Annotated in this window: 18 protein-coding genes; 10 read left to right on the top strand and 8 right to left on the bottom strand. The window is 45.9% G+C overall.

What is annotated here, in order from left to right; genetic code table 11:
- Window positions 1-143 precede the first annotated feature (143 nt).
- Complete coding sequence (locus Q7V32_RS09990) at window positions 144-1,802, top strand: FHA domain-containing protein (RefSeq protein WP_304896832.1); 1,659 nt, start codon at window positions 144-146, stop codon at window positions 1,800-1,802.
- A 263-nt stretch (window positions 1,803-2,065) separates the two neighbouring features.
- Here Q7V32_RS09990 and msrP read toward each other — a convergent pair whose 3' ends face one another.
- Both msrP and Q7V32_RS10000 read right to left on the bottom strand, forming a co-directional pair.
- Window positions 2,066-3,007 (bottom strand): protein-methionine-sulfoxide reductase catalytic subunit MsrP, encoded by a 942-nt coding sequence (msrP, locus tag Q7V32_RS09995; RefSeq protein ID WP_370691453.1) that lies wholly within the window; start codon window positions 3,005-3,007, stop codon window positions 2,066-2,068.
- Window positions 3,008-3,009: 2 nt separating this feature from the next.
- Window positions 3,010-3,651, bottom strand: a complete 642-nt coding sequence (locus tag Q7V32_RS10000; RefSeq protein ID WP_304896834.1) for a DoxX family protein — start codon at window positions 3,649-3,651, stop codon at window positions 3,010-3,012.
- A gap of 138 nt (window positions 3,652-3,789) precedes the next feature.
- On the opposite strand from Q7V32_RS10000, the gene Q7V32_RS10005 reads away from it, so the two are divergent.
- Window positions 3,790-4,113 (top strand): phosphoribosylaminoimidazole carboxylase, encoded by a 324-nt coding sequence (locus tag Q7V32_RS10005; protein WP_304896835.1) that lies wholly within the window; start codon window positions 3,790-3,792, stop codon window positions 4,111-4,113.
- Window positions 4,114-4,250: 137 nt separating this feature from the next.
- Here the strand turns inward: Q7V32_RS10005 and Q7V32_RS10010 are convergent, their stop codons facing one another.
- On the bottom strand, window positions 4,251-4,979 hold the full coding sequence (locus Q7V32_RS10010) for a DUF5765 domain-containing protein (protein WP_304896836.1): 729 nt from the start codon (window positions 4,977-4,979) through the stop codon (window positions 4,251-4,253).
- A gap of 583 nt (window positions 4,980-5,562) precedes the next feature.
- Between Q7V32_RS10010 and Q7V32_RS10015 the strand changes: the two genes are divergently transcribed.
- The 5 genes from Q7V32_RS10015 (at window position 5,563) to Q7V32_RS10035 (ending at window position 14,451) form a co-directional block, all read left to right on the top strand.
- A complete protein-coding gene (locus Q7V32_RS10015; RefSeq protein WP_304896837.1) occupies window positions 5,563-8,244 on the top strand; it encodes a bifunctional acetate--CoA ligase family protein/GNAT family N-acetyltransferase in 2,682 nt (893 codons plus the stop codon).
- Between the two features lie 148 nt (window positions 8,245-8,392).
- Window positions 8,393-9,493 carry a glycine cleavage system aminomethyltransferase GcvT gene (gcvT, locus tag Q7V32_RS10020; protein ID WP_304896838.1) on the top strand — a complete coding sequence of 367 codons (1,101 nt, stop codon included), beginning with the start codon at window positions 8,393-8,395 and terminating at the stop codon, window positions 9,491-9,493.
- 2 nt (window positions 9,494-9,495) lie between these two features.
- Entirely contained in the window at window positions 9,496-12,390 is a 2,895-nt protein-coding gene (gcvP, locus tag Q7V32_RS10025; protein ID WP_304896839.1) for an aminomethyl-transferring glycine dehydrogenase, read from the top strand.
- Between the two features lie 147 nt (window positions 12,391-12,537).
- Window positions 12,538-13,008 (top strand): hypothetical protein, encoded by a 471-nt coding sequence (locus tag Q7V32_RS10030; protein ID WP_304896840.1) that lies wholly within the window; start codon window positions 12,538-12,540, stop codon window positions 13,006-13,008.
- A 3-nt stretch (window positions 13,009-13,011) separates the two neighbouring features.
- Window positions 13,012-14,451 carry a DcaP family trimeric outer membrane transporter gene (locus Q7V32_RS10035; protein ID WP_304896841.1) on the top strand — a complete coding sequence of 480 codons (1,440 nt, stop codon included), beginning with the start codon at window positions 13,012-13,014 and terminating at the stop codon, window positions 14,449-14,451.
- Window positions 14,452-14,896: 445 nt separating this feature from the next.
- On the opposite strand, the gene Q7V32_RS10040 is transcribed toward Q7V32_RS10035, so the two are convergent.
- From Q7V32_RS10040 to lptD, 5 genes are all read right to left on the bottom strand, one after another.
- Complete coding sequence (locus Q7V32_RS10040) at window positions 14,897-15,256, bottom strand: hypothetical protein (RefSeq protein ID WP_304896842.1); 360 nt, start codon at window positions 15,254-15,256, stop codon at window positions 14,897-14,899.
- A 169-nt stretch (window positions 15,257-15,425) separates the two neighbouring features.
- Entirely contained in the window at window positions 15,426-16,583 is a 1,158-nt protein-coding gene (rnd, locus tag Q7V32_RS10045; RefSeq protein ID WP_304896843.1) for a ribonuclease D, read from the bottom strand.
- Window positions 16,584-16,763: 180 nt separating this feature from the next.
- Window positions 16,764-17,312 (bottom strand): DbpA RNA binding domain-containing protein, encoded by a 549-nt coding sequence (locus Q7V32_RS10050; RefSeq protein ID WP_304896844.1) that lies wholly within the window; start codon window positions 17,310-17,312, stop codon window positions 16,764-16,766.
- 54 nt (window positions 17,313-17,366) lie between these two features.
- Window positions 17,367-18,656 (bottom strand): peptidylprolyl isomerase, encoded by a 1,290-nt coding sequence (locus Q7V32_RS10055; RefSeq protein WP_304896845.1) that lies wholly within the window; start codon window positions 18,654-18,656, stop codon window positions 17,367-17,369.
- A 19-nt stretch (window positions 18,657-18,675) separates the two neighbouring features.
- Entirely contained in the window at window positions 18,676-21,552 is a 2,877-nt protein-coding gene (lptD, locus tag Q7V32_RS10060) for an LPS assembly protein LptD (RefSeq protein WP_304896846.1), read from the bottom strand.
- Window positions 21,553-21,661: 109 nt separating this feature from the next.
- On the opposite strand from lptD, the gene Q7V32_RS10065 reads away from it, so the two are divergent.
- Genes Q7V32_RS10065 through Q7V32_RS10075 form a run of 3 tightly spaced genes read left to right on the top strand, consistent with a single transcriptional unit; the run spans window position 21,662 to window position 23,534 of the window.
- Window positions 21,662-22,657, top strand: coding sequence for an aminoglycoside phosphotransferase family protein (locus Q7V32_RS10065; RefSeq protein WP_304896847.1), 996 nt, complete (start codon window positions 21,662-21,664; stop codon window positions 22,655-22,657).
- Entirely contained in the window at window positions 22,654-23,331 is a 678-nt protein-coding gene (murU, locus tag Q7V32_RS10070; protein WP_304896848.1) for an N-acetylmuramate alpha-1-phosphate uridylyltransferase MurU, read from the top strand. Before Q7V32_RS10065 ends, murU begins: the two co-directional genes overlap by 4 nt.
- A complete protein-coding gene (locus tag Q7V32_RS10075; RefSeq protein WP_159657788.1) occupies window positions 23,328-23,534 on the top strand; it encodes a dodecin in 207 nt (68 codons plus the stop codon). Before murU ends, Q7V32_RS10075 begins: the two co-directional genes overlap by 4 nt.
- Window positions 23,535-23,612 lie beyond the last annotated feature (78 nt).

Consider the following 23,612-nt stretch of genomic DNA (forward strand, 5'->3'; position numbering starts at 1 on the left):
GTGGTTTTAGCCACTGACAAGCCTATTTTAGGCGGATAAGTGGTAAAATCGGTGCCAGCACGATAGATCTTGGTGCTTCGTATTAATTATAACATATTGTATTATATGGCATATTTTGATTTTCTTTCAGGCACTAAATAGCCATGAATGACGACAAAACCGTTTTTAAACCCACCTTATCGGGCAACGCAGTGGTTGACGAAGATCGTACCGTGATATTTAAACCGGACGCGCTAAACGTAAGCTTGGTGGGATCTCAGGGTGAAATCATTGCGGCCTATTCATTTTCCGACCGATTTACGGCAGGTCGCTCTTTGGATAATTCTATCGTTATCAAAAACGATGTGGTCAGCCGTCATCATCTTGAAGTTAAATGGGAAAACGGCGGATGGTGGATTGCTAATCTGCAAAGTGCGAACGGTCTTTATATCAATGGCAGACTGATTCAACAAAAAGAAAAACTAAACCTGCCCTGCTCTGTTGCCTTAGGCCTTTCAGGTATTCAGCTAAAAATCCAATTAGCAAAACACGCTGAGAATGACGATCAGACGCAAGTTAAAGTCCTACTTGCCGAACCTTTGCCTGTTGATAAAAGTCATGCGGCACGGAATTTATCTCAAGAACACATCAAATCCCGATTACTCGCCGAAGAAGCGGCAGACGATATGGGTGACTACACATTGATGGTTCGAAAACTGATCCATGAAGACCGTGTTGTTCGAAAAAAAGGTTATAAAAAAATTATTTGGGCCTTGGGAAGTTTATTTTTATTGTCACTCGGATTGGCCGCCTATCAGCAGATTGCGTTGAATAATGCCCGTAAACTGGCGATTGACATGTTCTATGACATCAAAATGCTGGAAGTTGGTTTATCTCAGGCCGATATTAAGTTGGAAGAAAGTGCGGAAACACTGGATAAAACCATGCGGGCCATCAGTACTGAAAAATTGAGGATCGAACAGGAACAACTGAAATTGGAACAGGAAAAAATAGCCGCAGAAAGAAAGCGCATGCTTCAGGACCGGGAAAGATTGGCGAATATGAAAGCCAAATACCGACAGTATGTTGAAGAAGCCAATTCATTACGTTTAAGGTTTCCAACAAAAGCCCAATACGAGGAAGAATTGATTGCAAAGGTCGCCAGGGAGCTGGGGGAAAGCGAATTGGAACTCCCAGAAGACTTTGTGGTTGAGGTGAGAAAATATATTCAATACTGGCAAGGTTCTTCAAGAATCCAGCGTGCGATAGAAACACTGGAAAAAAACAGTTTACTGCCCATTGTGATAGACACACTAAAAAAGCACGGGATGCCGCTCTATTTTATTTATTTGCCTCTTCAGGAAAGTAATTACGATACCCAAGCCATAGGCCCTGAAACTAAATACGGTGTCGCTAAAGGCGCCTGGCAACTGCTGGCAAGTACGGCCCAGCAATACGGTGTTGAACCGGGGCCTTTGGCAAACGTGCCTGAGTATGATGAGCTCGACGGCCGTTTTGATTTCAACCAAGCCACGCAAGCCGGCATAAAGTATTTGAGGCATATCTACAGCACAGAGGCTCAAGCGTCGGGATTGCTGGTGATGGCCAGTTACAACTACGGTGACAATCGGGTGAAGGGAATGATTAATAAAATGCCGGATAACCCGCGTGATAAAAATTTCTGGAAATTTCTTCAGCAATATGAACTTCCGAAAGAAACCAAAGATTATGTCTTTTATATTTTTTCCGCAGCGGTCATTGGCGAAGATCCGCAGCATTTCGGATTTAAATTCAATCCCCCATTGTTTAACGCAAGCCAATAATTAGCCCAGCAATTCTCAGTTTGATCCTTCGGCGTCATTTTGGGCTGGGAAAAGCCTTTTGAGAAACGCCGTAAACCCTTCCATGGGGGCTTGACAGCAGCATCTGACCGCCAAGGAGGTTGGAAATGCAGATTTTGTCTGGAATAAAAATCTGCCCTGCTGCCGACATCCTCAAAAAGCTTCCCTCAGCTCTTTTTCCCTTCAAATTGAGAATTGCTGTAATTAGCCTCTGTTAAACTATCCGCCCGGTAACTCTGGCTTACTCAGAAATTGTTCTTCAAATCCATACCCGCGTAAAGCGAAGCCACTTCCGAACCGTAACCGTTAAAAAGTTCAGTCGCTCTTTTCGGCGTAAAAACACCGGCACCCAGCACCCGCTCACGGCTCTGGCTCCAGCGGGGATGAGGGACGCTGGGATTGACATTGGCATAAAACCCATATTCATGAGACGCGCTTTTGTTCCATGCGGTTTGAGGCATGTTTTCCTGAAATTTGATTTTTACAATGGCCTTAATGCTTTTGAAGCCATATTTCCAGGGCACAATCAATCTAAGTGGCGCACCGTTTTGTTTCGGTAATTCATCGTCATACATTCCGGTTGCCATTAAAGTCAGAGGGTGCATCGCCTCATCAATTCTCAAGCCTTCTATATAAGGCCATTCCAGCACTTTACTTTTCTGCCCGACCATAACGAAGGGGTTATAAAGCGTTGTAAATTCGACAAATCGGGCTTTTGAAGTGGGATTAAATTGTTTTAAAAGACCGGCTAGCGGAAAGCCTATCCAGGGCACAACCATCGACCAGGCTTCAACACAGCGGAACCGATAAATACGCTGCTCCAGCGGATTATTTTTTAAAATATCATCCAGATCAAATATGCCCGGTTTTTCACATTCGCCTTCCACCGTAATCGTCCATGGACGCGTCGTCAGCTTTTGGGCAAGGACACTGGAATCTGTTTTATTGGTCGAAAATTCGTAGTAATTGGTGTAACCGGCAACATCTTCAAAATCATTGGGCTTAAGATCAGCTGAATAAGGCCCTAAAGGTACATTGGCATATTTTTTGGCTTCCGCCAATGATTCACCCGGCAGAAACGAGAGCGCTGCCGCTCCGGCAGCGGCTTTAATAATCGCCCTGCGAGCCGTAAAAATACGTTGATCGGTAATTTCTCGCTCAGGAATTGTGGCTTTCGTTTTGATTATCATCATTCATCCTGTGTATAACGCTTTGACAGCCAATAATCGATAGAAACATAACGGCCGCCACCGTAAAAAAACAAAACCAATAACATAATAAAATAAGTTGCCGCAAACTCCATTCCGTTATTTAAGACGACGAAGCTTCCATTTTCGGTCAATACGTCATAGTTACTGAATTGCTGCAAAATTGATTTTGCCTGTTCCAGACTTTCAATGGCTGCGCGCGTTCTGTCTGTTGCAAAAAGTCCTGAGCCGGTCGCGATAGCCAACCAGCCATTTTTAAGATGCACCATAACACCTGCAATAATCATGATGACCATCAGCGGAATTGATATAACGCGGACACTAAAGCCGATCAGCAGGAAAATAGCCCCCAACACTTCTATCAATGCGACCAGGAATACCATCAAATAAGGTAAAGGCAAGCCTAATCCCCCGTCACTGTTGCCAAACCACTCCGCGGTCTCGGTAAAATTCATAAACTTTTCTGATCCTGCCATCCACAGAACAGGGACAAGATAAAGACGTAATGCCAACAAAACAATAAAATCCGCATAACGCGATTTATCCAACCAGTTATTAAAAAGATGTGTACCCTGCAGGCCTCTTTCAAATAGATGCTTATAGTCAATCTCTTTCAAATTCATCGCTTATCCCCTAAATATTTAGTTCTATGGACCGTCTGACTAACATTATCGTATATTATTTTAAAATACTGACTTCATGTTACCCAGTTAAACCCCAAGTGATTGCTGTGTCAATCGGCTTATTTCCAGGAAATCAATATGACCAATATTTTTGCCAACATACCTTCAGACATACCTGGAGAAATTATCGAAAATCTGGTCAATAACGACATTATCAGAATTGAACGCATCATCTCAAAAGGCCATATTACTCCTTATGAACAGTGGTACGACCAAAGCCATGACGAATGGATATTGATACTGCAGGGTCAAGCGTTGCTGGGTTATAAAGAGCCTGATCAAGCGATAAAGCTGGTTCAGGGCGACCATCTGCTGATCCCTGCCCATCAAAAGCACCGGGTTGAGTGGACAAAGCCGGACGAACTGACTATTTGGCTGGCTATTCACTGGCAAGCTCACTAAATAAATCGGCATCCATCCGGACCTCATGCCTGAGCAGCATCCCTGCTGCGGACTTTCCGCAAAGCTTCTTTTTCTCATCAAATCAGGGATTGTTATAGCCAATTGAAACCGGTTCAGCAACTGTGCTTCCGCCTGTATTATTCATTTTCATAACTATAAACGGACTGGTTTTTTGGTTGAGCTTCAAAATACTTTTTGAATACAGGCATAAAACTAGCTGTAATAGGAATTGAGTAAAAACAATAAATCGCCGCAGCCTCTCCCGTTGAAACACCGAGTAACCATTGAGGCATAAACAGGGTCATGATGGCCATCGCCAAATGGTAGGAGGAAATTTTCCAGTTATTTTCCCAAAGAAATCCGCTGAATGCCAATGCAAACAAGGAGCCATGGGTTACGAGCATGCCAAAGGCGCTTGAGATGGCATAACCGATGTGATACTGGCCCATGAACAAACATGAAAACATCTGACCAATAAAATTGGGCGCAATACCAAATAACTGCCAATCATTGGGCAATTGCGTGAAAATCAAAAAGCAAATACTCATTGAAGTGCCTATCATTGCCGCTTTTTTAAGCGCATCTCTATCGGTTGAATAAGTTGCTAATGCAGGCATGATGGCAAATGCCTGTAAACCGATGTGATAAGCCGATAATTCACTTAACAATAAATTGGTCCCATAACCACATTGATCGGCAACCGGATAAGCAAAGTATTGAATAAATTCCATTAAAGAAAAATGAAAAATCGCATAAGCTCTAGCGAGTCGAACCCAAAAAACTTCTTCCTTGTCTGTAAATGTTAGACTTGAAGCAACCAGACCCGCAATACCGAGTCCCAAAGACATATTTGCACTAAAACACATAAAAAATCTCATCAGTCAGTTAAAAAAATCAGCTCACCTTCATCTGCTTGATGCCGGCTTTTGGGTTAATTTGCGCATATTCAACTATTTTGATTTGTTTTGAATAGTTCAAGTAATTACCACTAACAGGGAATTATACCTTGTTGATGAGCGAGCGCCCTCTCTCATCGATTTCTTTAGCAATCTCCAGTTTTATGATAGGAAAGGGAAATTAGCCAGAATTTATCAGCCATTTTATCTAAAAAACAAAACCTTACCGGCAACAAATATTCATTCGGGAATGCCTGGAACAACTTGCGGCAATTCCTATAAAAAATATTAATGGTATACTTTCAGCCGTAACATAACGATCTGCTTATTTACCGCCAAAATTATAACTATACTTGGCAGATTGACAGCTCTCCTTAATTCTCAGGAATTATCCCAAAACTGATATAGCTGATCTAAGCTTTTGCAAATGCCAAAAGTTACTGTTTGACTCCAATGACAGGAGCACAAACCCTGATGCTTAAATTTATCCATTCCCCTTGATTAAAGCTATCTTTCAATCATAACTGACTTTTTAATCTCCTGGAGCAACCGTATGGGTCCCCATTACCTGAGTCCATTTTTCACCCCTAGAAGCGTCGCTGTCATAGGGGCTACAGAGCGGCCTGAAAGCGTGGGCCACCGTATTATGATCAACATGCAAGAGGCTGGTTTTAGCGGCGGACTTTATCCCGTTAATCCCAACCGCGAAATGATCTGCGGTTTAAAAGCCTATCCTGACTTGGCAGCAATTCCTGAAAAAATTGAATTGGCCGTTATTGCGACACCGGCACACACAGTGCCCGGAATTATTCGTCAATGCGGAGAAAAATCGATTGGCTCAGTCATCATCATCTCTGCCGGTTTTGGTGAACAGGACTCTGCCGGCAAACATTTGCAGCAAGAAGTTCTCGATATTGCACATCGCTACAGCATTAGAATTATCGGGCCAAATTGCCTGGGCATCATTCGTCCGAACGGGCATCTGAATGCCACTTTTGGCGATGGCGTCATTAAAGACGGAAATCTGGCGCTACTTTCACAATCTGGCGCAGTATGTACTGCCATTCTGGACTGGGCTCAATCCATGGATATCGGCTTTTCAACGGTCGTCTCCATGGGAGGCGCTGCAGATATCGATTTTGGTGAAGTGCTCGATTACCTTGCCTTAGACAGTAAAACCACCGGAATCTTGATGTATGTCGAGGGTATCAGAGATGCCAGACGTTTTTTGAGCGGATTGAAAGCGGCAGCCCGGCTTAAACCGGTTATCTTGATCAAATCAGGGCGCCATGAAAGTGGCTGTAAAGCGGCTATGTCACACACCGGCGCCATGATAGGCGGTGATGACGTTTTTGATGCTGCGATTGAAAGAGCCGGCGTGGTAAGAGCTTACAGTATCGCCCAGCTGTTTTCTGCTGCACGGGTGCTGGCCAACAACTATACGGTTAAACAAAACCGTCTGGCCATCATCACGAACGCAGGGGGGCCCGGTGTCATGAGCACCGACCGCGCAGAAGAAGTCGGCGTGAAAATGGCTGAACTGAGCGAAGCGAGTCTGGAAGCCCTCAATAAGGTCTTACCGCCTCACTGGTCTCATGCGAATCCGGTTGATATTCTGGGTGACGCTACGCCTGAACGTTATAAAAATGCGCTGGAAATCTGCCTCAAGGACAAAAATATTGACGGTGCACTGATTATTTTGACGCCGCAAGCGATGACCGATTCGAAACAGGTTGCCGAGTTGATTATCACCGCGTCCAAGACCACACAAAAGCCGGTTCTGGCATCCTGGACTGGCGGCAACCGGGTACAGGAAGGACGACGTCTGTTTGACAACAGCCGGGTCGCCCATTTCAGCACCCCGGAAGTTGCGGTAGATGCCTTCTCTTTCCTGGCTCGATATACACAAAATCAAATTCTGTTAAAGCAAATACCTTCAGCCCAAAACGAACAGGTTACCCATGATGTCGAGGGCTCACGGCTGATTATTGAACGCGTTCTGGCTGAAGGACGCCAGGTCATGACCGCGCAGGAATCGAAAGCTATCCTGGCGGCATTTAAAATTCCGGTCAACCATACCGTCAAGGTTGATAACGCCAAGGAAGCCATTATCGCCGCTGAAACCTTGGGCTTTCCTGTGGCGCTGAAAGTGAATATGTCCCAGTTCTCGCATAAATCGGATATCGGGGGGGTGCGGCTTAATATCAACAGCGCCAAAGATGTATCCATGCACTATACGGAGATGGAAAACTTAATTAAGCAAAAATACCCGGATGTCAATGAAGTCACAATGACCATCGAGCCGATGCATCGGTCTTACAGCGGGAGAGAACTGATGATAGGCGTCATCAGAGACCCTGTTTTCGGACCGGCAATATCGGTGGGCCTGGGTGGAACGATGGTAGAAATTCTCAATGATAAGGCAGTGGCATTACCGCCTTTGAATGAGTATATGGTTGAGCAAATGATTGCCAAAACCAAAGCAGCTAAATATCTCAAACCCTTCCGGCAATTACCTGCGGCAAATATTAAAGCCTTGGTTAATACTTTGCTCAGCGTATCCAGCATGGTCAGTGAGTTACCCGAAATTTTGGAACTGGATATTAATCCGCTCATCGTAGACGACCGGGGGGTCATGGCGGTCGACGCCCGGATTAAAGTACAGATATCGCATCAACTGACGCCGTACAGCCATATGACGATTCACCCTTATCCGCATGAATTAATCCAGTATTATCAGTTACCCACCGGTGCCAACATTTGTATCAGACCGGTTCGGCCAGAAGATGCCGATATGGAGAAGGACTTTGTCCATCGTCTGTCCGAGCGCACCAAATATTTCCGTTTTATGCAGGCATTGCAAGAATTAACGCCCGAAATGGTCGTGCGCTTTACCCAAATCGATTATGACCGCGAAATCGCCTTTATCGCAGTCACCGAAGAAAACGGCAAACCCAAAGAACTTGGTGTCGGCCGTTACATGACTAATCCGGATGGGCATTCGGTCGAGTTCGCTTTAGTCGTATCGGATGATTGTCACGGTATGGGTATCGGAACCCGTCTGATGAAAACATTAATGCAGACGGCTAAATACAAAGGCTTATCCTTTTTCGAGGGCGAAGTCTTGGCAATCAATAAGCCCATGTTATCTTTAGTAAAAAAACTGGGATTCACGATTGAGCCGGTTCCCGGCGATAAAGAAGTGGTTCGTGTGGTAAAAGACCTCAGAATGTAGTGCTCCGATTTTATCAGTTAACAGGACAAGCTCGGTGCCGCTTGATTTTAAGGCATGAAGAGTAAGATACAGACAATTTTTCGCATCACTCTACGGCAAACACGTGCTGTTTGCCGTAGCTTTTCCTCATCATTTATCTTTGTGGTTAATGCCTACAGTGACAAGTTTAAAGAAAACCTCCCTCAATGATTTGCATACCCGATCTGGCGCCCGATTCATTGCCTTTGCCGGTTACGAAATGCCCTTGCAGTATGAGAAGGGCATCATTCAGGAACATCTGCATTGCCGCAATCATGCCGGATTATTTGACATTTCCCACATGGGACAATGCCTGGTTAAAGGCGAGGCCGCCGCCGGTGAACTTGAAAAGCTTTGTCCTGGAAATATTACCCGCTTGAATAATGGTCAGCAGCAATATACTGTTTTCACCAACGCTGACGGCGGTACGATTGACGATATTGTCATCACCAAGTTTGAAAGCCATCTTGCAATCACGGTCAATGCTGCGTGTAAGGAAAAAGACTTTCAGCATTTACAAAAACATTTGTCGGATCGTGTCCAATTTCAGATTTTAAATGAGCATGCTTTATTGGCATTACAGGGGCCAAAAGCGGCAAACATCCTGTTTAATCTGGTGCCGGAGGCTTGCGAACTTAGCTTTATGCACGCCTTTTATACTGAAATTGAAGGCATCCGCTGCATGATCAGTCGAAGCGGTTATACCGGTGAAGACGGTTTTGAAATCTCTGTCCCCAACAAACATGTCAATCAATTAGCCGAACTGATTTTAAACGAATCCGATGTGGAGCTTATCGGCTTAGGCGCCAGAGATACCTTAAGAATGGAAGCCGGGCTTTGCTTATACGGGCATGAGCTCAATGAAACCATCACACCGGTTGAAGCCGGTTTAAACTGGATTATTCATGGCAATAATCGCCGCTTTCCGGGTGCGGGCACGATTCTTTATCAATTGCAAAACGGCTCTGAACTTTTACGCACTGGACTTATTGTCAATGCCCGAACGCCGGTCCGAGAGAATGCGCTTCTCGTTGATGAACAGGGCAGCCCTCTGGGTCATGTAACCAGCGGCGGCTTTTCTCCCAGTCTGGGCAAACCCATTGCCATGGCCTTAATCAATTCGGACGCTGCAATTATTGGTTCTACGGTTTACGCTCAAGTTCGTAACAGTCCTGTGGAATTAACCGTCTGCGACTTACCTTTTGTTCCTCGCCGTTACTTTAGAGGCTAACTATGCAAGGCTCCAAACCACAACTCCAAGACCTTGAAATGCGCGGCAATTATATAAACCGGCATATTGGCTCTAACGAAACACAGCTGAAGGAGCTTTTGGAAACACTGGAGCTAACGTGTCTCGAGGATATTGTCGAGCAAGCTTTTCCCTGCAATATAGTCAATCAGGAACCGCTAAAACTGACGGAAATCATCAGCGAAAGCGCCGTATTCAAGCATTTGGCGAAAATGCGGCAGAACAACAAGGTGTTAACTTCGCTGATTGGAATGGGCTACTACAACACCGATATGCCCGCAGTCATCAAACGGAATGTGCTTGAAAACCCGGGCTGGTATACCGCCTATACGCCTTATCAGGCCGAGGTAAGCCAGGGGCGCCTGGAAGCGCTGATCAACTTCCAGCAGATGATCATTGACCTCACCGGAATGGAATTGGCCAATTCATCGTTGCTGGACGAAGCTACGGCTGCAGCTGAAGCCATGAGCATGTCCAAGAGACTCTCAGATACTGCCGCAACTACTTTCTTTGTCGATCAAGACTGTCATCCCCAAACCATTGCTGTAATAAAAACCCGCGCCCGCTCACTGGGGTATGAAATTATTACCGGTCCTGTTGAAAAACTGAATGAACATCAAAACATCTTCGGTATTTTGGTTCAGAATCCAGGCTGCTCGGGAGCAATCAAAGACTTGACAAGCATTGTCGCAGAAGCCCATAAACAATCGGCTCTAGTAACGGTAGCAAGCGATTTGTTAAGCCTTGTTCTGTTAAAACCACCGGCAGCTTTTGGCGCAGACATCGTCGTGGGCAACACGCAGCGTTTTGGTGTGCCTATGGGTTATGGTGGTCCTCATGCGGCTTTTTTTGCAACCAAAGAGGCTTACAAACGTTCAGTTCCCGGACGAATTATCGGTGTATCTAAAGATAATCAAGACCAGCCCGCGTATCGCCTCGCGTTACAGACCCGCGAACAGCATATCCGCCGCGACAAGGCAACCAGCAACATTTGCACGGCGCAAGTCTTATTAGCGGTAATTGCAGGTTTTTACGCGGTTTATCATGGCCCTGAGGGGCTACGAATGATTGCAGGCCGTGTTCACCGCTATACACAAATTCTTGCAGCCGGTCTTGAACAACTGGGCTTTCAGCTTAAAACACACTGCTATTTCGACACCGTCGTTGTCTGTACCCCAGGATGTGCCGCAACCTATCTGGCCACTGCAGAACACGCAGGAATAAACTTACGCTTCATCGACGAAGACCATCTGGGCATGTCGCTGGATGAAACCAGTAATCGGGAAATAATTCGCAAACTTTGGCGGATTTTTGCAGCAGACAATGCGCCAACGCCCGATATCAACCTTCTGGATGAAGTTACCCGTGAGTGCATTCCCAACGAGCTGCTGCGCTCCGATCCGATTCTGCAACATCCTGTCTTTGCCAAATATCATTCGGAAACCGAAATGATGCGTTACATGCGGCGACTCGCGAGACGCGATATTGCGTTGGACAGAGCCATGATACCGTTAGGCTCATGTACGATGAAGCTCAATGCGGCAACTGCCATGCAAACGATTTCCTACTCCAGCATCAATGGCCTGCATCCTTTTGTACCTTTACACCAGGCTGAAGGTTACCGGCAGTTGTTCGATGAACTGGAGGATATGCTGTGCGACCTGACCGGTTTCGATGCTTTTTCATTTCAACCCAACGCCGGGTCACAAGGCGAATATACCGGCCTGCTGGTCATACGCAAATACCATGAAGTGATGGGGCAGGGGCAACGTGATATCTGTCTGATTCCTGCGTCCGCACACGGCACCAATCCGGCCAGTGCAAGTTTGGCCGGTCTTAAAGTCGTCGTTCTGGCCTGTGATGATCAAGGCAATGTCAGTCTGGATGATTTACGCGATAAAGCCGTCTTATACAAAGACACCCTGGCCGCAATCATGATTACTTACCCTTCTACACATGGCGTGTTCGAAGAGGCATTCTGTGAAATATGCACCATAGTTCATGAAAATGGCGGCCAGGTTTATATGGATGGAGCCAACTTTAATGCGTTAGTCGGCATCAGCCGCCCCGGTAAACTGGGTGCCGATGTGGCGCATTTGAATCTTCACAAAACCTTCAGCATTCCTCACGGCGGCGGCGGCCCCGGCGCCGGACCTATTGGCGTTGGCGCTCATCTGGCGCCTTTTCTACCTGATCATCCTGTCGTCAAAGGCGTCAATCGCTTCGCAACAGAACAGGGTACCGTCGGCACTGTTTCGGCAGCACCATGGGGTTCAGCCAGTATATTGACCATTTCATGGGCTTACATTGCGATGATGGGGGCTTTCGGTCTTAAAAAAGCTACGCTGGCGGCCATTTTAAATGCCAACTATATTGCCAAACGCCTGGCGCCTCATTTTCCCATTCTGTACACAGGAAAAAACGGCTGGGTGGCACATGAATGCATCATTGATTGCAGTGAATTTAAAAAAACTGCCGGCGTTTCAGTCGATGATATCGCTAAAAGGCTGATTGACTATGGCTTTCATGCACCTACTGTTGCCTTCCCGGTTGCCGATACGTTAATGATTGAACCCACGGAAAGCGAATCCAAAATTGAGATAGATCGATTTTGCGACGCTTTAATCTCGATTCGTCTGGAAATTGCCGAAATTCAAAACGGCAGCGCTGATCCCAACAATAACCTGCTTCATAATGCACCCCACACTCACCGGTTATTGCTGGCTGAGTGGCAATTACCCTATTCAAGGCAACAGGCATTTTTTCCTGATAACCATCAGCATGATGATAAATACTGGCCTCCGGTTGGCCGTATTGATAATGTTTACGGCGACCGTCACCTGATTTGCAGTTGCCCTCCGCTATCCGATTACGAATAAGCGATAGCTGTCAATAACCCTTTAGACCTTTAATTTCCTGGCGTTAAAAGAAGCGGAATCATCACTCTCAAAAGACGACAAAAGCAGTATTACCTTCTCTTTAGCCTCGAACAGGACCCTTCGATGTAATCAATTCGGGAGAAACACATGAAGAAAATACTGTCAATTACATTCACCCTGGTTTTGTCCGCTTGCGCTCAGCACGACGAACAATCAAATCTGGGAGGAGAAAGCACAACAGGTCAGCCTGCACTGCATTCGATTCATGATAGCCAATTGCGCCTCATGATGGACCGAATGGACACGTTGATGCATGAGCGCTTTATGACCGAAACTCAACTTGATAGCGAGCGGCGTAAATATGCGCAACGCATCGCTGACAGTGCGCAGAAACTGTCACAAACCGTCGATACCATCATTTCCAAAATGCCGAGTTTGCCATTAACACCCAGCGAACAAACCACGTTTTTAGCGTTGGCAAATAAACTGCATGATCAAACCGGGCAACTATATGATCTTGCCAGCCGCAATCGCCTGGAAGATATCAATGTGAGGTTGCACCAAATTAATACAACCTGTATTTCCTGCCATGCGCTTTTTAGAGAAATGGATAATTAATCTATGAACCTCTTTTATCTTCTCTCGCTGATTTTATTCTTATGTTTATCGGGTAACGCGGCCAGTGCAGACAATGAGGTATTGAGCTTACTCAGAGAGCTAAAGGCTGAGGTGGGAGAGCTCAAACAGCAATTAGACAGGTCCAATTCGCGAATCGGTGAACTGGAAAAAAAGCTTGGAGAATATCGCGCCAGCAAGCCGGAAATCGATAAACCAGGTAAGGAAATAACCCAGGCACCAGAAACGGTAGCATCCAGCCCAGCCAAGCAGGATGATAAACCCCTGGTGACCCTGGGCGATGTCAAAGGCACGTTCAAAATACCCGGCACGAATACATCGGTTGGTATAGGTGGCTATGTCAAAACAGACTTGCTTTTAAACAGCGTCAGTGCCGGAGCTGATAAGTTGGGCGATCAAAAATTGCTGTTGTCGCAAATACCGGTTGGCGGCGCGTCTGGCGAACATAGTCAGCTGACTTTTCATGCCAAAGAGAGCCGCTTGTGGTTCAAGTCGTTTACGCCCAGCGCCTGGGGCGATATTAACACCTATATCGAAATGGACTTTTTCGGCAATCCAGGCACTTATAACTACACGCCGCGTTTGCGGCATGCCTACGGTTCAATTGGGCATTTTTTGGCAGGCCAGACCTGGCCAACATTTTTGAATGCGGCGGCTATACCGGATATTCTCGATAACGGTGGTTCGGCAGGCTCTCTGTTTCTGTTTAGACAAGCCTTGGTACGGTGGAGTCAGCCCTTCGCATTGGCCGGCACTGCAATGGAATGGCAAACCGCAATTGAGGCGCCCAGATCGCGAATCTGGGATTCGACTTCACCTTCTGCGAACAGTAACGACCCTAATGCCTATTCCTTTTTCAGCAACCCCGATGCGGACCGCTACCCTGATCTGGTCACGCGGCTGAATTTCTCACCGGAATGGGGCACGCTATCAATAGCCGCAATGGGCAGACAGATTCGTTACACCGATAGCAAGTTAGGCCTGAAACAGGAAGCCTGGGGCGGAGCTGTCAGTTTGGCAGGTAAAATCAACGTTTTTAATCTCGATAACATTCGTTTCATGGCGCATTACGGCAACGGGCACGGCAGATATGTCAGCACGGACAATACCTTCAGCGATGCCTCCCTGGATAATGAAGGCAACTTATACCTAACCACCAGTTACGGCGGTATGTTGGCTTACCAGCATTGGTGGAACAAACAATGGCGCTCGTCGGTGGTCTATGGGTATGATCAGGCAGAACAGCCGGATTGGGTCAATCAGGTTTTAAATCAGGAGGTACAGTCACTGCACGCGAATTTATTATGGAGCCCGGTCAATCAGGCGGTGATGGGCTTAGAGTATATTTACGCCAATCGCAAGTTGTTAGACGGGCGGGAAGGGGATTTGCAAAGGCTGCAGTTTTCGGCACGCTATAATTTTTGAACTATCCTCTGGTGTGAATCAGCAGATTTAGCTTGAAATATTATCTCGTTCCCAAGCTCCAGCTTGGGAACGAGATATACCAATCACTTTTACAATATTTTCATGGGCTTATGGCTTAAGTAAGTGCCATTCGTACCTGACCCCAGTTATTACGATCGAGCGCCTTGTTAGATTGCATTGTGTATAGCTTCAAGTACATACTTTACGTCAGTTGCGATGACAATATTGTCACGAGCTCTGTGCTCAATAGCGACCCCAACGACAGGGAACACTATTGAGTCAACGCGATAAGGTGCGCAAACAAATATAGGGTGTGCCGACGTAAGGAGGCGCACCGGTCGCGAGCAATTCCCATTTTAAAACCTTAGTTTTTTCTAGGTATTTGATTTGTCTCGTTCCCAAGCTCAAGCTTGGGAATGCCTACCTTCAAGCTCAGCTTGGTATTTCAATAGAGCAAAACGATAAGCAACCAAGCGTCTTTGCCTGCATAAGCCCGCGCACTTGAATAACGCCAATGTTCTAGCAAGTCCACATAACCACGTTTGACAGTAGTGCGGTAGGTTGCGGTGATGCACGAACCGCATCTGTCGCGATTGATGCGGTCCCGTTTTTCAACGAGTCCTACATCCCATATATCTGATTTGTTCTGAAACAGATGTTCATAAAGCTGAGCTTGAGGGTAGGCATTCCCAAGCTGGAGCTTGGGAATGAGATATTTTTGCCCCGTCTCCCTTTGTAAATCAAGAGTTCCAACTTGAAATAACGCCCCGCTTTGAATTTTCTGTAGGCGCGAATTATTTGCCATTACAGAATGGTGGCTTTTGCAAAAAAAAGAGCTGACCCCATTGTTTGCGTAGGATTTGGTTTTGACGTTAGCATGAAGCACTTAGTCGGTATCGGCGCAGAGACGCGATTATACGGGTTACGAGTCTTTATCGATGCTCAATTAACAAAGCAGTTACTATTTAATTGAATTACTCCGGTTTATCAACGCTGTACACTTTTTCCGCATCTATGCCTAAAAGTTGCTCGCCTTTTAGAAGACCTTCCAATTCCTGTCCGACCATGCTGTAACGCCAGCCCTGCCTGAGCAAGGAATCCGGGTCATCAAACAACAACAGTTCCAGATCTTTCCGGCTGGCAAGAATCGCTGGATTTAAGTCATTTTCATCAGCTCGAATGCGGACCAGCGCGGTTAAAATATCAAGAATCGCTTCTTGATGCTGGGACTTTTTTGCCGACCGGCCTTTGTCATCGAGAGGAACCGGAGGCCTTTGTTTTGCTTCATCAATCAACCGGCAAATGGTTTTGCCGTGTTTCATCGCGATGCGTTCATTAAATCCCCGCACGGCAATTAACTCGTCTACACCTGAGGGTTGAAGCTTAGCCAATTCAAACAGCATATCGTCCCGCAACAGCCAGTTTCTTGGCCTGTCTTCGTTCTGTGCGGTTTTCTCCCGCCATTCGCATAAGGATTGCACAATGGATAACTGTTTGCCGGTCAATTTATTTTTGCCGCGAACTTTAAGCCAGGCATTTCTGGGGGATACATCGTATAACTCTGTGTTTTGTAACAGCTCAAAATCGAGTTTCAGCCAATCCAGACGGTTCAATTTTTCCAGCTTTTCCAGCATGAGCTTGTAAATTTGACACAAATAAATCACATCATCCGCCGCATACTCCAACTGAGCCTCACTCAAGGGGCGCACCGTCCAATCCGTGCGCGTATGAGCTTTGCTGAGGTTTACGTTCAATAAACTGGATACCAGCATGGCATAGCCCGGATTTTCCTGAAATCCCAGCAACGGTGCAGCAATTTGAGTATCAAAAACCGGTGAAGGAACCTTACCGGTAATTTGGTAAAAGATTTCCAGATCCTGCCTGCAGGAATGAAAGACTTTAATGATATCCGGGTTGTATATGGCCTCAAACAATTCATTCAGATTATCCAAAGCCAGAGGATCTATGCAGGCAACCCAATCGGGTGTTGCAATTTGAAGCAGACAAAACTTTGGATAATACGTTTTTTCTCTGAGAAATTCGGTATCCAGGGCCAACCAGGATTCTTTACTGATCTGCCTGCAGAGTTCACTTAATTTGGGTGCGGTGTCTATGTATTGAATAATGGGCATAAAAAGTTAAAAAAATGAATGTTTTCAGCATATCGCCTCAATCAAAAGCGTCTCTTACTATCTGGTAATAAAGGTTAGGACATTTTCAGAAAAACTGTCAGCGAAAATCAATGCCTGCGAACGTTTAAAAAACGCTGGCGTCTGAACATTCAGAAATCGGAATCTCTCTTTCAATCCGCCTCAATCGACGGGACTTTTTTGGGGTTGACCTAAACCTTGTTTGGATCGCTTAAAATTATGATGTCTTTTTTTTCTGTTACTACTGCCGGTGCGTTTGATATTCAGCCGGTGTTGTTTGAACTCTACACATTTCAAGTGCTGGAAAATATCTTCAGGCATTCCCTCCGGCAATTCAACCAAAGTAAAAGCCATTCGAATATCCGGATTTCCAATCATTTTTCGTTCAACACCGGATTCTTCTACTAATAGATCAGTTAACGCTTCTTTTGATAAACCCTGCTTACGTCCGACATCCAGCCGGTAGCGTACCATTTTAGCCGGTGGGTTACCCCTTTGAATATTGACTTCCTCATCAACAACAAGGCTGATTTCTGTGTCAGATTCAGGGGGTACTATGGAATTCAACAGATAGAGCAAGGCTGCTGCGCATTCCAACGCATCACGTTGCAGTTCCTTCGCAAGGTTACCGATGGCTTCTCTTTGAGAAGTTAATGCCTGTGTTTCCAGAATATTTTTTAGTTTCAGAGCTAACTGGTCATCCATTTTCATATTAATCATCCGTTACTGAAACTATTGTTAATCGACGCCAAGGCAGCAAATTGCTTATAGCCTGTCGTGAAAAATTTCAACGTATCCCTCATCTCTAAGTCTGCGCAACCAAAGCTCTGTCTCTTCTTCAATTTTACGTTTGCGTATCGTCTCCCTGACCTGCTCTTTTTCAAATTCAGAACTGTTATCCTGTTGTTTTCTGTCCAAGACCTGGATTAAATGCCAGCCAAATTGCGTTTGTATTGGCTCACTGATTTCATTAATGGCCAATTTATCCATTGTCTGTTCAAATTCAGCCACTAATGCACCTGGTGTAACCCAGTCAAGACTTCCTCCATTCAATGCTGAACCTTTATCATCCGAGTGGGCTCTGGCCAGACTTTCAAAACTATCGCCATCTGTAATCCGCCCCTTCAGGTTTATCAGTCTTTTCTTTGCCTCTTCATCATTAACCAATTCATTGGTTTTTATCAAAATATGTCTGACCTGGGTTTTAGTGATCATGTGCTGGCCACTCACTCCGCCTTTAGTCTCCAATAATTTGATGACATGGACACCACTTGGACTTCTTATCGGGTCAGAGATATCACCTTGTTTCATTTTAACTACTTCTTCAACAAACAAAGTAGGTATCTGGTTCATCGAGCGCCAGCCCAAATCGCCTCCTTTCAAAGCATCTCCGCCTTCCGATTGTTCCATGGCGACCTGTCCGAAATCCTGACCTTCCCGTAACTGTTTTATTATCCCTTGCACTTTACTGTTAGCTTTCTGGATAGCCGATGCAGAGGCGCCCTCCGGCAAAGACACCAGAATATGCCCCAACCGGTACTGAACAGCATCACCGCCGAATTTACCCTCGGTATCCAGATAATGCTCAACTTCCCTGTCGGTTACTTTGACCCGTTCACCGATCTCACGGCCACGCAGTTGATTGATGATAATTTCATTGCGCAGATTATCCAGAAAACTCTGATAGGAGATAGACTGCTTTTCAAGTTCGTTACGGAATTGCGCCGTAGTCATATTGTTTCTTCGGGCTATATCGTTTGCAGCATTAGCCAATGTTTCTTCATTGATGTTAATGCCTGACCGCTCGGCCAATTGCCGCTGCAATTTGTCCATGATGAGTTTATCAAGAACCTGTTTTCGGAGAATGTAGTCAGGCGGCATCATCGTTTTGCTCTCTTTGATCCGCTGCGAAATAATGGCGACCTCATTTTGTAACTCCCTTTCCAGAATGACATCTTCCTCAACAATCGCGACAATTCTATCCAGCACTTGCGCACTCACAGGGGCAATAAAAAAACAACGCAAGAACAGGCAAATCAATAACGCTAATTTCATAAAAATGTAATACATCCTCTTAATCGGGTTTACGATACCCATAGATATTTTTCTCAAAAAACGTATCCAGACTGGTTCCAAAAGATGACAATCCCTTCAGTTCAAGCTGAACAAACACACCCGTTTGACTTTCACCGGTATAAGCCTGCTCGGCGACTGTCACATCGTTAATCGCGTTAATATAACGACGGCCGATGATACGAAAACGCCAGCAACAGCTTTCTTTTTCAAATCCGGCAAAACTTTCAACGGTTGAGTTAAACAACATTGAGTATTGCCACCGGCCTACAACATACCAGTTGTCTACAATCGGCCAACGAATAGAAACATCGGTTTGTTCCAGTAAATTCTGCCGGTAACGATAACCCAGATTAACGATCTGATCAGTTCTGTTGTTATACCTCAAAGCCACTTCACTTCGGGTAATATCATTTTGATAATGATCCCATTGTAAAGCCGTAATGAGTTTCAAATGGTCAGTCAACTGAGCATTAAACTCGGTGACCAGATTAGATAGGCTGGTGTCCAAGGGTTGAGGGGCTTGAACTTGTGCGCCTGCAATGGATTGATTTCTAAGCGCTTCACTCGTTGGAATATCGACACGCCGATCTTGAAAGTAAAATATTTCGCCGACACTTAATTTCAGCTGTTCCCTGCCCGTTTTGGCATCAATCAATCGTGATGTCAACGCGGTAGTAATCTGGTTTGCATCCTGCACTCTGTCTTCGCCACTGAAGCGGTTTTCTCTGAACATACTATTGAAGTTAAAATCGTATTCAGCGCTATCAAAAATAGGGATATCATCCTGATCGGTATTGGGTATATACAAATAAAACAGGCGGGGCTCAAGGGTATGCGTATAAGCCGACTGACCCAGGTTAAGGTCACGCTCCATAATCACACCGCTGTCCAAGGATAATATCGGCAACGTTCGGGAAATACTGTCCGACTTGCCAATAGCCTGATTGTTCAATGAATACTGAGTATGTTGCAAGGAAAACTTGGGCGTCAGAAAAGTACCCGCTGTCGCCAGAGGCATACTCACTGAAGGTTTCACATTAAACCGGGCTCCCTCGACAATCTCATCATGCTGAAAATACACAAACTCGGATCCCATCGCCACATCCAGGGGCATAAAATCAAACGAGTGATCCAGGTCCAGCCTGGTTTGCGGCAATCGACGATACGGCTCCTGTTCCGGCAGAATCGTTTTATCAATGGTTTGGTAACTTTCAAGCTGAGAAAAAAAGGACACCCCCGGTAAATTGTAGCGAACGTCTCCGTGGCTTCTCAAAAAACGGGTATTGTTAAAATTGATCGTATTACCCATGTCATCGATGTAATCATCATCCGAAACATAGTTGGCATCAATCGTAGAAACCAGATTGGGCAAAAAGGTTACGTTGTTTCTGAATGCCCCTTGAAATCGCGTCTCATCATCGCGCAATGCATCAGTCGTTAATACATCCAAACTTAATTCGCTTTGGCTTATGCGGGATAAATACCGGGCATCGCCTCCTATCATCATCCCCCGTTTGGAGATATAACGGGGACGGAATGTTGCGTCATAATCCGGGGCTATATTGAAATAATAGGGCGCGGAAACATCATAGCCGTTTCTGTCATTCAGACTTAAATTGGGCGACAAAAAACCGGACTTACGGCGATTATCGATTGGAAACGAAATGTAAGGTGTGTAAAGGAAAGGCACCCCCTTAAATTCCAGCCAGGCGTTTTTAGCCGAGCCTTCACCCGTTTCTTTATTCAGCTTCAAATTGGAAGCATGCATTACCCAGTCCTGATTTCCGGGCGCACAACTGGTGAACGCCACATCGGTGAACCTGGAAAAATATTTACTGTCCCGGTAAACCGCTTTCGCAGAACCCCGAATGGGAGTAGACGGCGAAATAAACATGGCGTTTCTTAACCTTGCCTCATCCGATCCGAGTTTTAACATCATGGTTTCACTGTACAGTGATAATTCATCTTCGCTGTAAAAAGAATGCCCCTGAGCATCCATAATCTGGGATACCGTATCGTAGTGAACCGTATCGGCAGTCAATCGCTGATCAGCGCGGGCCACATCGACATTGCCAAAAAATCCGGTCACTTCGTTATCGAATATTTCGGAATAATCGGCATTCACTTCCATAGGCGTCTGTTCTCTTAAATCTTTGCTGGATTTAAAATCAGGCGGCATTCCCAATTTGGTGGTGCACGTCGCCCAAGGATCATAACTGAGCCTTGACTGAAGAATATCGAAAGTCTGCTCTTGCTCATGATCAAATGTCGGCGTTAACAGCGTGAACCGGGGATCGCTGTCCTCCATCACCCTAGGCTTTCCTCTTGGGTCTGTGCCACTCAGCTTGCAATTCCAGTTATCATTGCCATCTTTAACATCACAATTCCAGCCTTTTTGATCGTTTGCCGCGACTGTCGGCGGCGTTGCTTTTGGCTTGGCTCCCGCGTAATTCACGATGACCGGCTTTTCCGGCTTGGCTTTTTCTTCGGCAACGGGCTCGCTCTGCGATACAACCGACTTTTCATCAGCCAGTTCCTGATCTGGCTGATCAACATCAGTTGAAGCGACGCCTTCAGTCTCTTCACTGAACGATTCAGGGGGTAAAGTTTTTATTTCAGGGGCTTCGGCTGACTCTATGCCATTGTCTACAGGTTGTTCAGGAAGCTTATCGATGGGGCGTTGCTCAGAAACCGGCGGAACCGGTTTTGCCTGGACGGGAGGCGGCGTGACCACCCGCGTAGCAGCGGGCTTTTCGGTTACACATTCCCATTCCCCGCTTTCACTGGTTTTTTCACAATCCCAAATTGCATCCTCAGCCAATACAGCCTTGGCAGCAGCAAAAAAAAATAAATAGAGAAAAAAACGGAAATGCATAGATAGAGTTTTGTATGATTGGCTGGATCGGTCTGAGCGAATAAAATGCCGGACACCTATTCTAACCGTTTTTTTACCTGATTTATAAACTTAAGTAACACCCGACTCTATGACGACTGATGACCCCCGTGTAAACCTTATGCTTAATTGGCTTGAAAATGATTTATCGCTGACTCTCGATGAATTTGGCCCCGCCTCAAACGATGCCAGTTTTCGCCGGTATTTTCGAATTTCCGCCTCAAAAAAAAGCTTCATCGTGATGGATGCGCCACCCGATAAAGAAAACACCGCTAACTTTATAAAAATAGCCGGATTAATGCGCAAAGCTTCGATTCATGTCCCTGAGATTTTCGAGAATAATCACGCACTGGGTTTTATGCTGCTTGAGGATCTGGGCTCAACCAGTTTTCTCGATATTCTCAGCGAAGAGAATGTTGATGCACTTTATGGGCAGGCATTGGACAGCTTGCTGCGTCAACAAGCATATTTTATGAATACAGCCGTGGACATCCCGCATTATGACCAACCGCTTTTGTCTCGTGAACTGGCTATTTTTGACGAATGGTTTTTGCAGAAGCTATTGAATATTGCTATCCCCGGCAAGATCCGATCGGATAGGGATGAACTGTTAATAGATTCAGCCCTGGCACAACCGGTCACCTTTGTTCATCGCGATTACCATTCGCGCAATCTTATGGTGACCGAAGTTAACGGACCGGGGGTTATAGATTTCCAGGATGCCGTGTTGGGCCCCATCACTTATGATGCCGTATCATTACTCAAAGATTGCTATATCAGCTGGCCCGAAACCGCCGTTGATAGCTGGCTCAAAAACTATTTCCAACAACTGAAACAGGTCCATCCTTTCGAGGCCGATTATCCGCAATTTCAACGCTGGTTTAACCTGATGGGTTTACAACGCCACCTAAAAGCCATTGGCATTTTTTGCCGCTTGCATCTTCGCGATAACAAATCCGGCTATCTGGCCGATATTCCTCGTACGTTGGACCACGTCATATCGGTCTGCCGGCTTTACCCCGAGTTATCCGGATTTTTGGACTTTCTGACGCAAGCTGTGCTTCCTCTTTATGAGCGTCCAGCATGAAAGCGATGATACTTGCCGCAGGCCGCGGCGAACGCATGCGTCCATTGACCGACCACACGCCGAAACCTCTGCTGCTGGCTGCTGATAAGGCTTTGATTGTCCATACCATTGAACAACTCTGCCAGGCGGGTTTCACAGAAATTGTTATCAATCTCGCGCATTTGGGCGAACAAATAAAGCATTTTCTGGGTAATGGCCATCGATTCAAAGTAGCCATTGAATATTCAGATGAAGGGGATAGCGCGCTCGAAACCGCAGGCGGCATTATTAAAGCCTTGCCATTACTGGGATCCTCCCCGTTTCTTGTCGTCAATGGCGACATTGCAACCAATTTTCCGTTTGCCTCACTCAGAACGCTGGAAATCAATCTCGCCCACCTGATACTGGTAAATAATCCCGTCCACCATCCTGATGGCGATTTTGGTCTTGACCAAACGAACAATGTCGTGAATGATGCGCCTGTCAAGTTGACTTTTAGCGGCATCGGCGTTTACAGCCCCGCATTATTCGAAGGCTGTCTACCCGGTAAGCAGAAATTGGCCCCCCTACTCAGGTCAGCGATCGAACAGCAACGTATTACCGGTCAAAAATTCGAAGGATTTTGGCTGGATATAGGCACACCCGAAAGGTTACTCGAACTGGATCACCACTACCGAAGAGGCACACACTCATGAGCGATCATATCTATAAAAAAATTGAACTCACCGGCTCATCATCCGTTGGTTTACAGCAAGCCATTGAAAATGCGATTGAAAAAGCAAGTCAAACCATTCCCAATATGCGCTGGTTTGAAGTCGTTGAAACGCGGGGTCATATAGAGCAAAACAAAATTGCGCATTGGCAGGTGACCATAAAAGTAGGCTTTAATTTGGGTTAAAAACAGCGCTATCCTGATCCGGAAGCATCGAGAAGCGTGCTTCCGGTGCAGGATTTTCAAGTTAAGGAAATTTTGAGA

This window comes from Methylicorpusculum sp., assembly GCF_030651835.1.
GTDB lineage: Bacteria > Pseudomonadota > Gammaproteobacteria > Methylococcales > Methylomonadaceae > Methylicorpusculum.

What these genes read in the sequence shown, in the direction of transcription:
- Q7V32_RS09990 (WP_304896832.1), top strand. Translation starts at nt 144, where the DNA reads ATGAATGACGACAAAACCGTTTTTAAACCCACCTTATCGGGCAACGCA.
- Q7V32_RS10000 (WP_304896834.1), bottom strand. Translation starts at nt 3,651, where the DNA reads ATGAATTTGAAAGAGATTGACTATAAGCATCTATTTGAAAGAGGCCTG.
- Q7V32_RS10005 (WP_304896835.1), top strand. Translation starts at nt 3,790, where the DNA reads ATGACCAATATTTTTGCCAACATACCTTCAGACATACCTGGAGAAATT.
- Q7V32_RS10010 (WP_304896836.1), bottom strand. Translation starts at nt 4,979, where the DNA reads ATGTGTTTTAGTGCAAATATGTCTTTGGGACTCGGTATTGCGGGTCTG.
- Q7V32_RS10015 (WP_304896837.1), top strand. Translation starts at nt 5,563, where the DNA reads ATGGGTCCCCATTACCTGAGTCCATTTTTCACCCCTAGAAGCGTCGCT.
- gcvT (WP_304896838.1), top strand. Translation starts at nt 8,393, where the DNA reads ATGCCTACAGTGACAAGTTTAAAGAAAACCTCCCTCAATGATTTGCAT.
- gcvP (WP_304896839.1), top strand. Translation starts at nt 9,496, where the DNA reads ATGCAAGGCTCCAAACCACAACTCCAAGACCTTGAAATGCGCGGCAAT.
- Q7V32_RS10030 (WP_304896840.1), top strand. Translation starts at nt 12,538, where the DNA reads ATGAAGAAAATACTGTCAATTACATTCACCCTGGTTTTGTCCGCTTGC.
- Q7V32_RS10035 (WP_304896841.1), top strand. Translation starts at nt 13,012, where the DNA reads ATGAACCTCTTTTATCTTCTCTCGCTGATTTTATTCTTATGTTTATCG.
- Q7V32_RS10040 (WP_304896842.1), bottom strand. Translation starts at nt 15,256, where the DNA reads ATGGCAAATAATTCGCGCCTACAGAAAATTCAAAGCGGGGCGTTATTT.
- rnd (WP_304896843.1), bottom strand. Translation starts at nt 16,583, where the DNA reads ATGCCCATTATTCAATACATAGACACCGCACCCAAATTAAGTGAACTC.
- Q7V32_RS10050 (WP_304896844.1), bottom strand. Translation starts at nt 17,312, where the DNA reads ATGAAAATGGATGACCAGTTAGCTCTGAAACTAAAAAATATTCTGGAA.
- Q7V32_RS10055 (WP_304896845.1), bottom strand. Translation starts at nt 18,656, where the DNA reads ATGAAATTAGCGTTATTGATTTGCCTGTTCTTGCGTTGTTTTTTTATT.
- lptD (WP_304896846.1), bottom strand. Translation starts at nt 21,552, where the DNA reads ATGCATTTCCGTTTTTTTCTCTATTTATTTTTTTTTGCTGCTGCCAAG.
- Q7V32_RS10065 (WP_304896847.1), top strand. Translation starts at nt 21,662, where the DNA reads ATGACGACTGATGACCCCCGTGTAAACCTTATGCTTAATTGGCTTGAA.
- murU (WP_304896848.1), top strand. Translation starts at nt 22,654, where the DNA reads ATGAAAGCGATGATACTTGCCGCAGGCCGCGGCGAACGCATGCGTCCA.
- Q7V32_RS10075 (WP_159657788.1), top strand. Translation starts at nt 23,328, where the DNA reads ATGAGCGATCATATCTATAAAAAAATTGAACTCACCGGCTCATCATCC.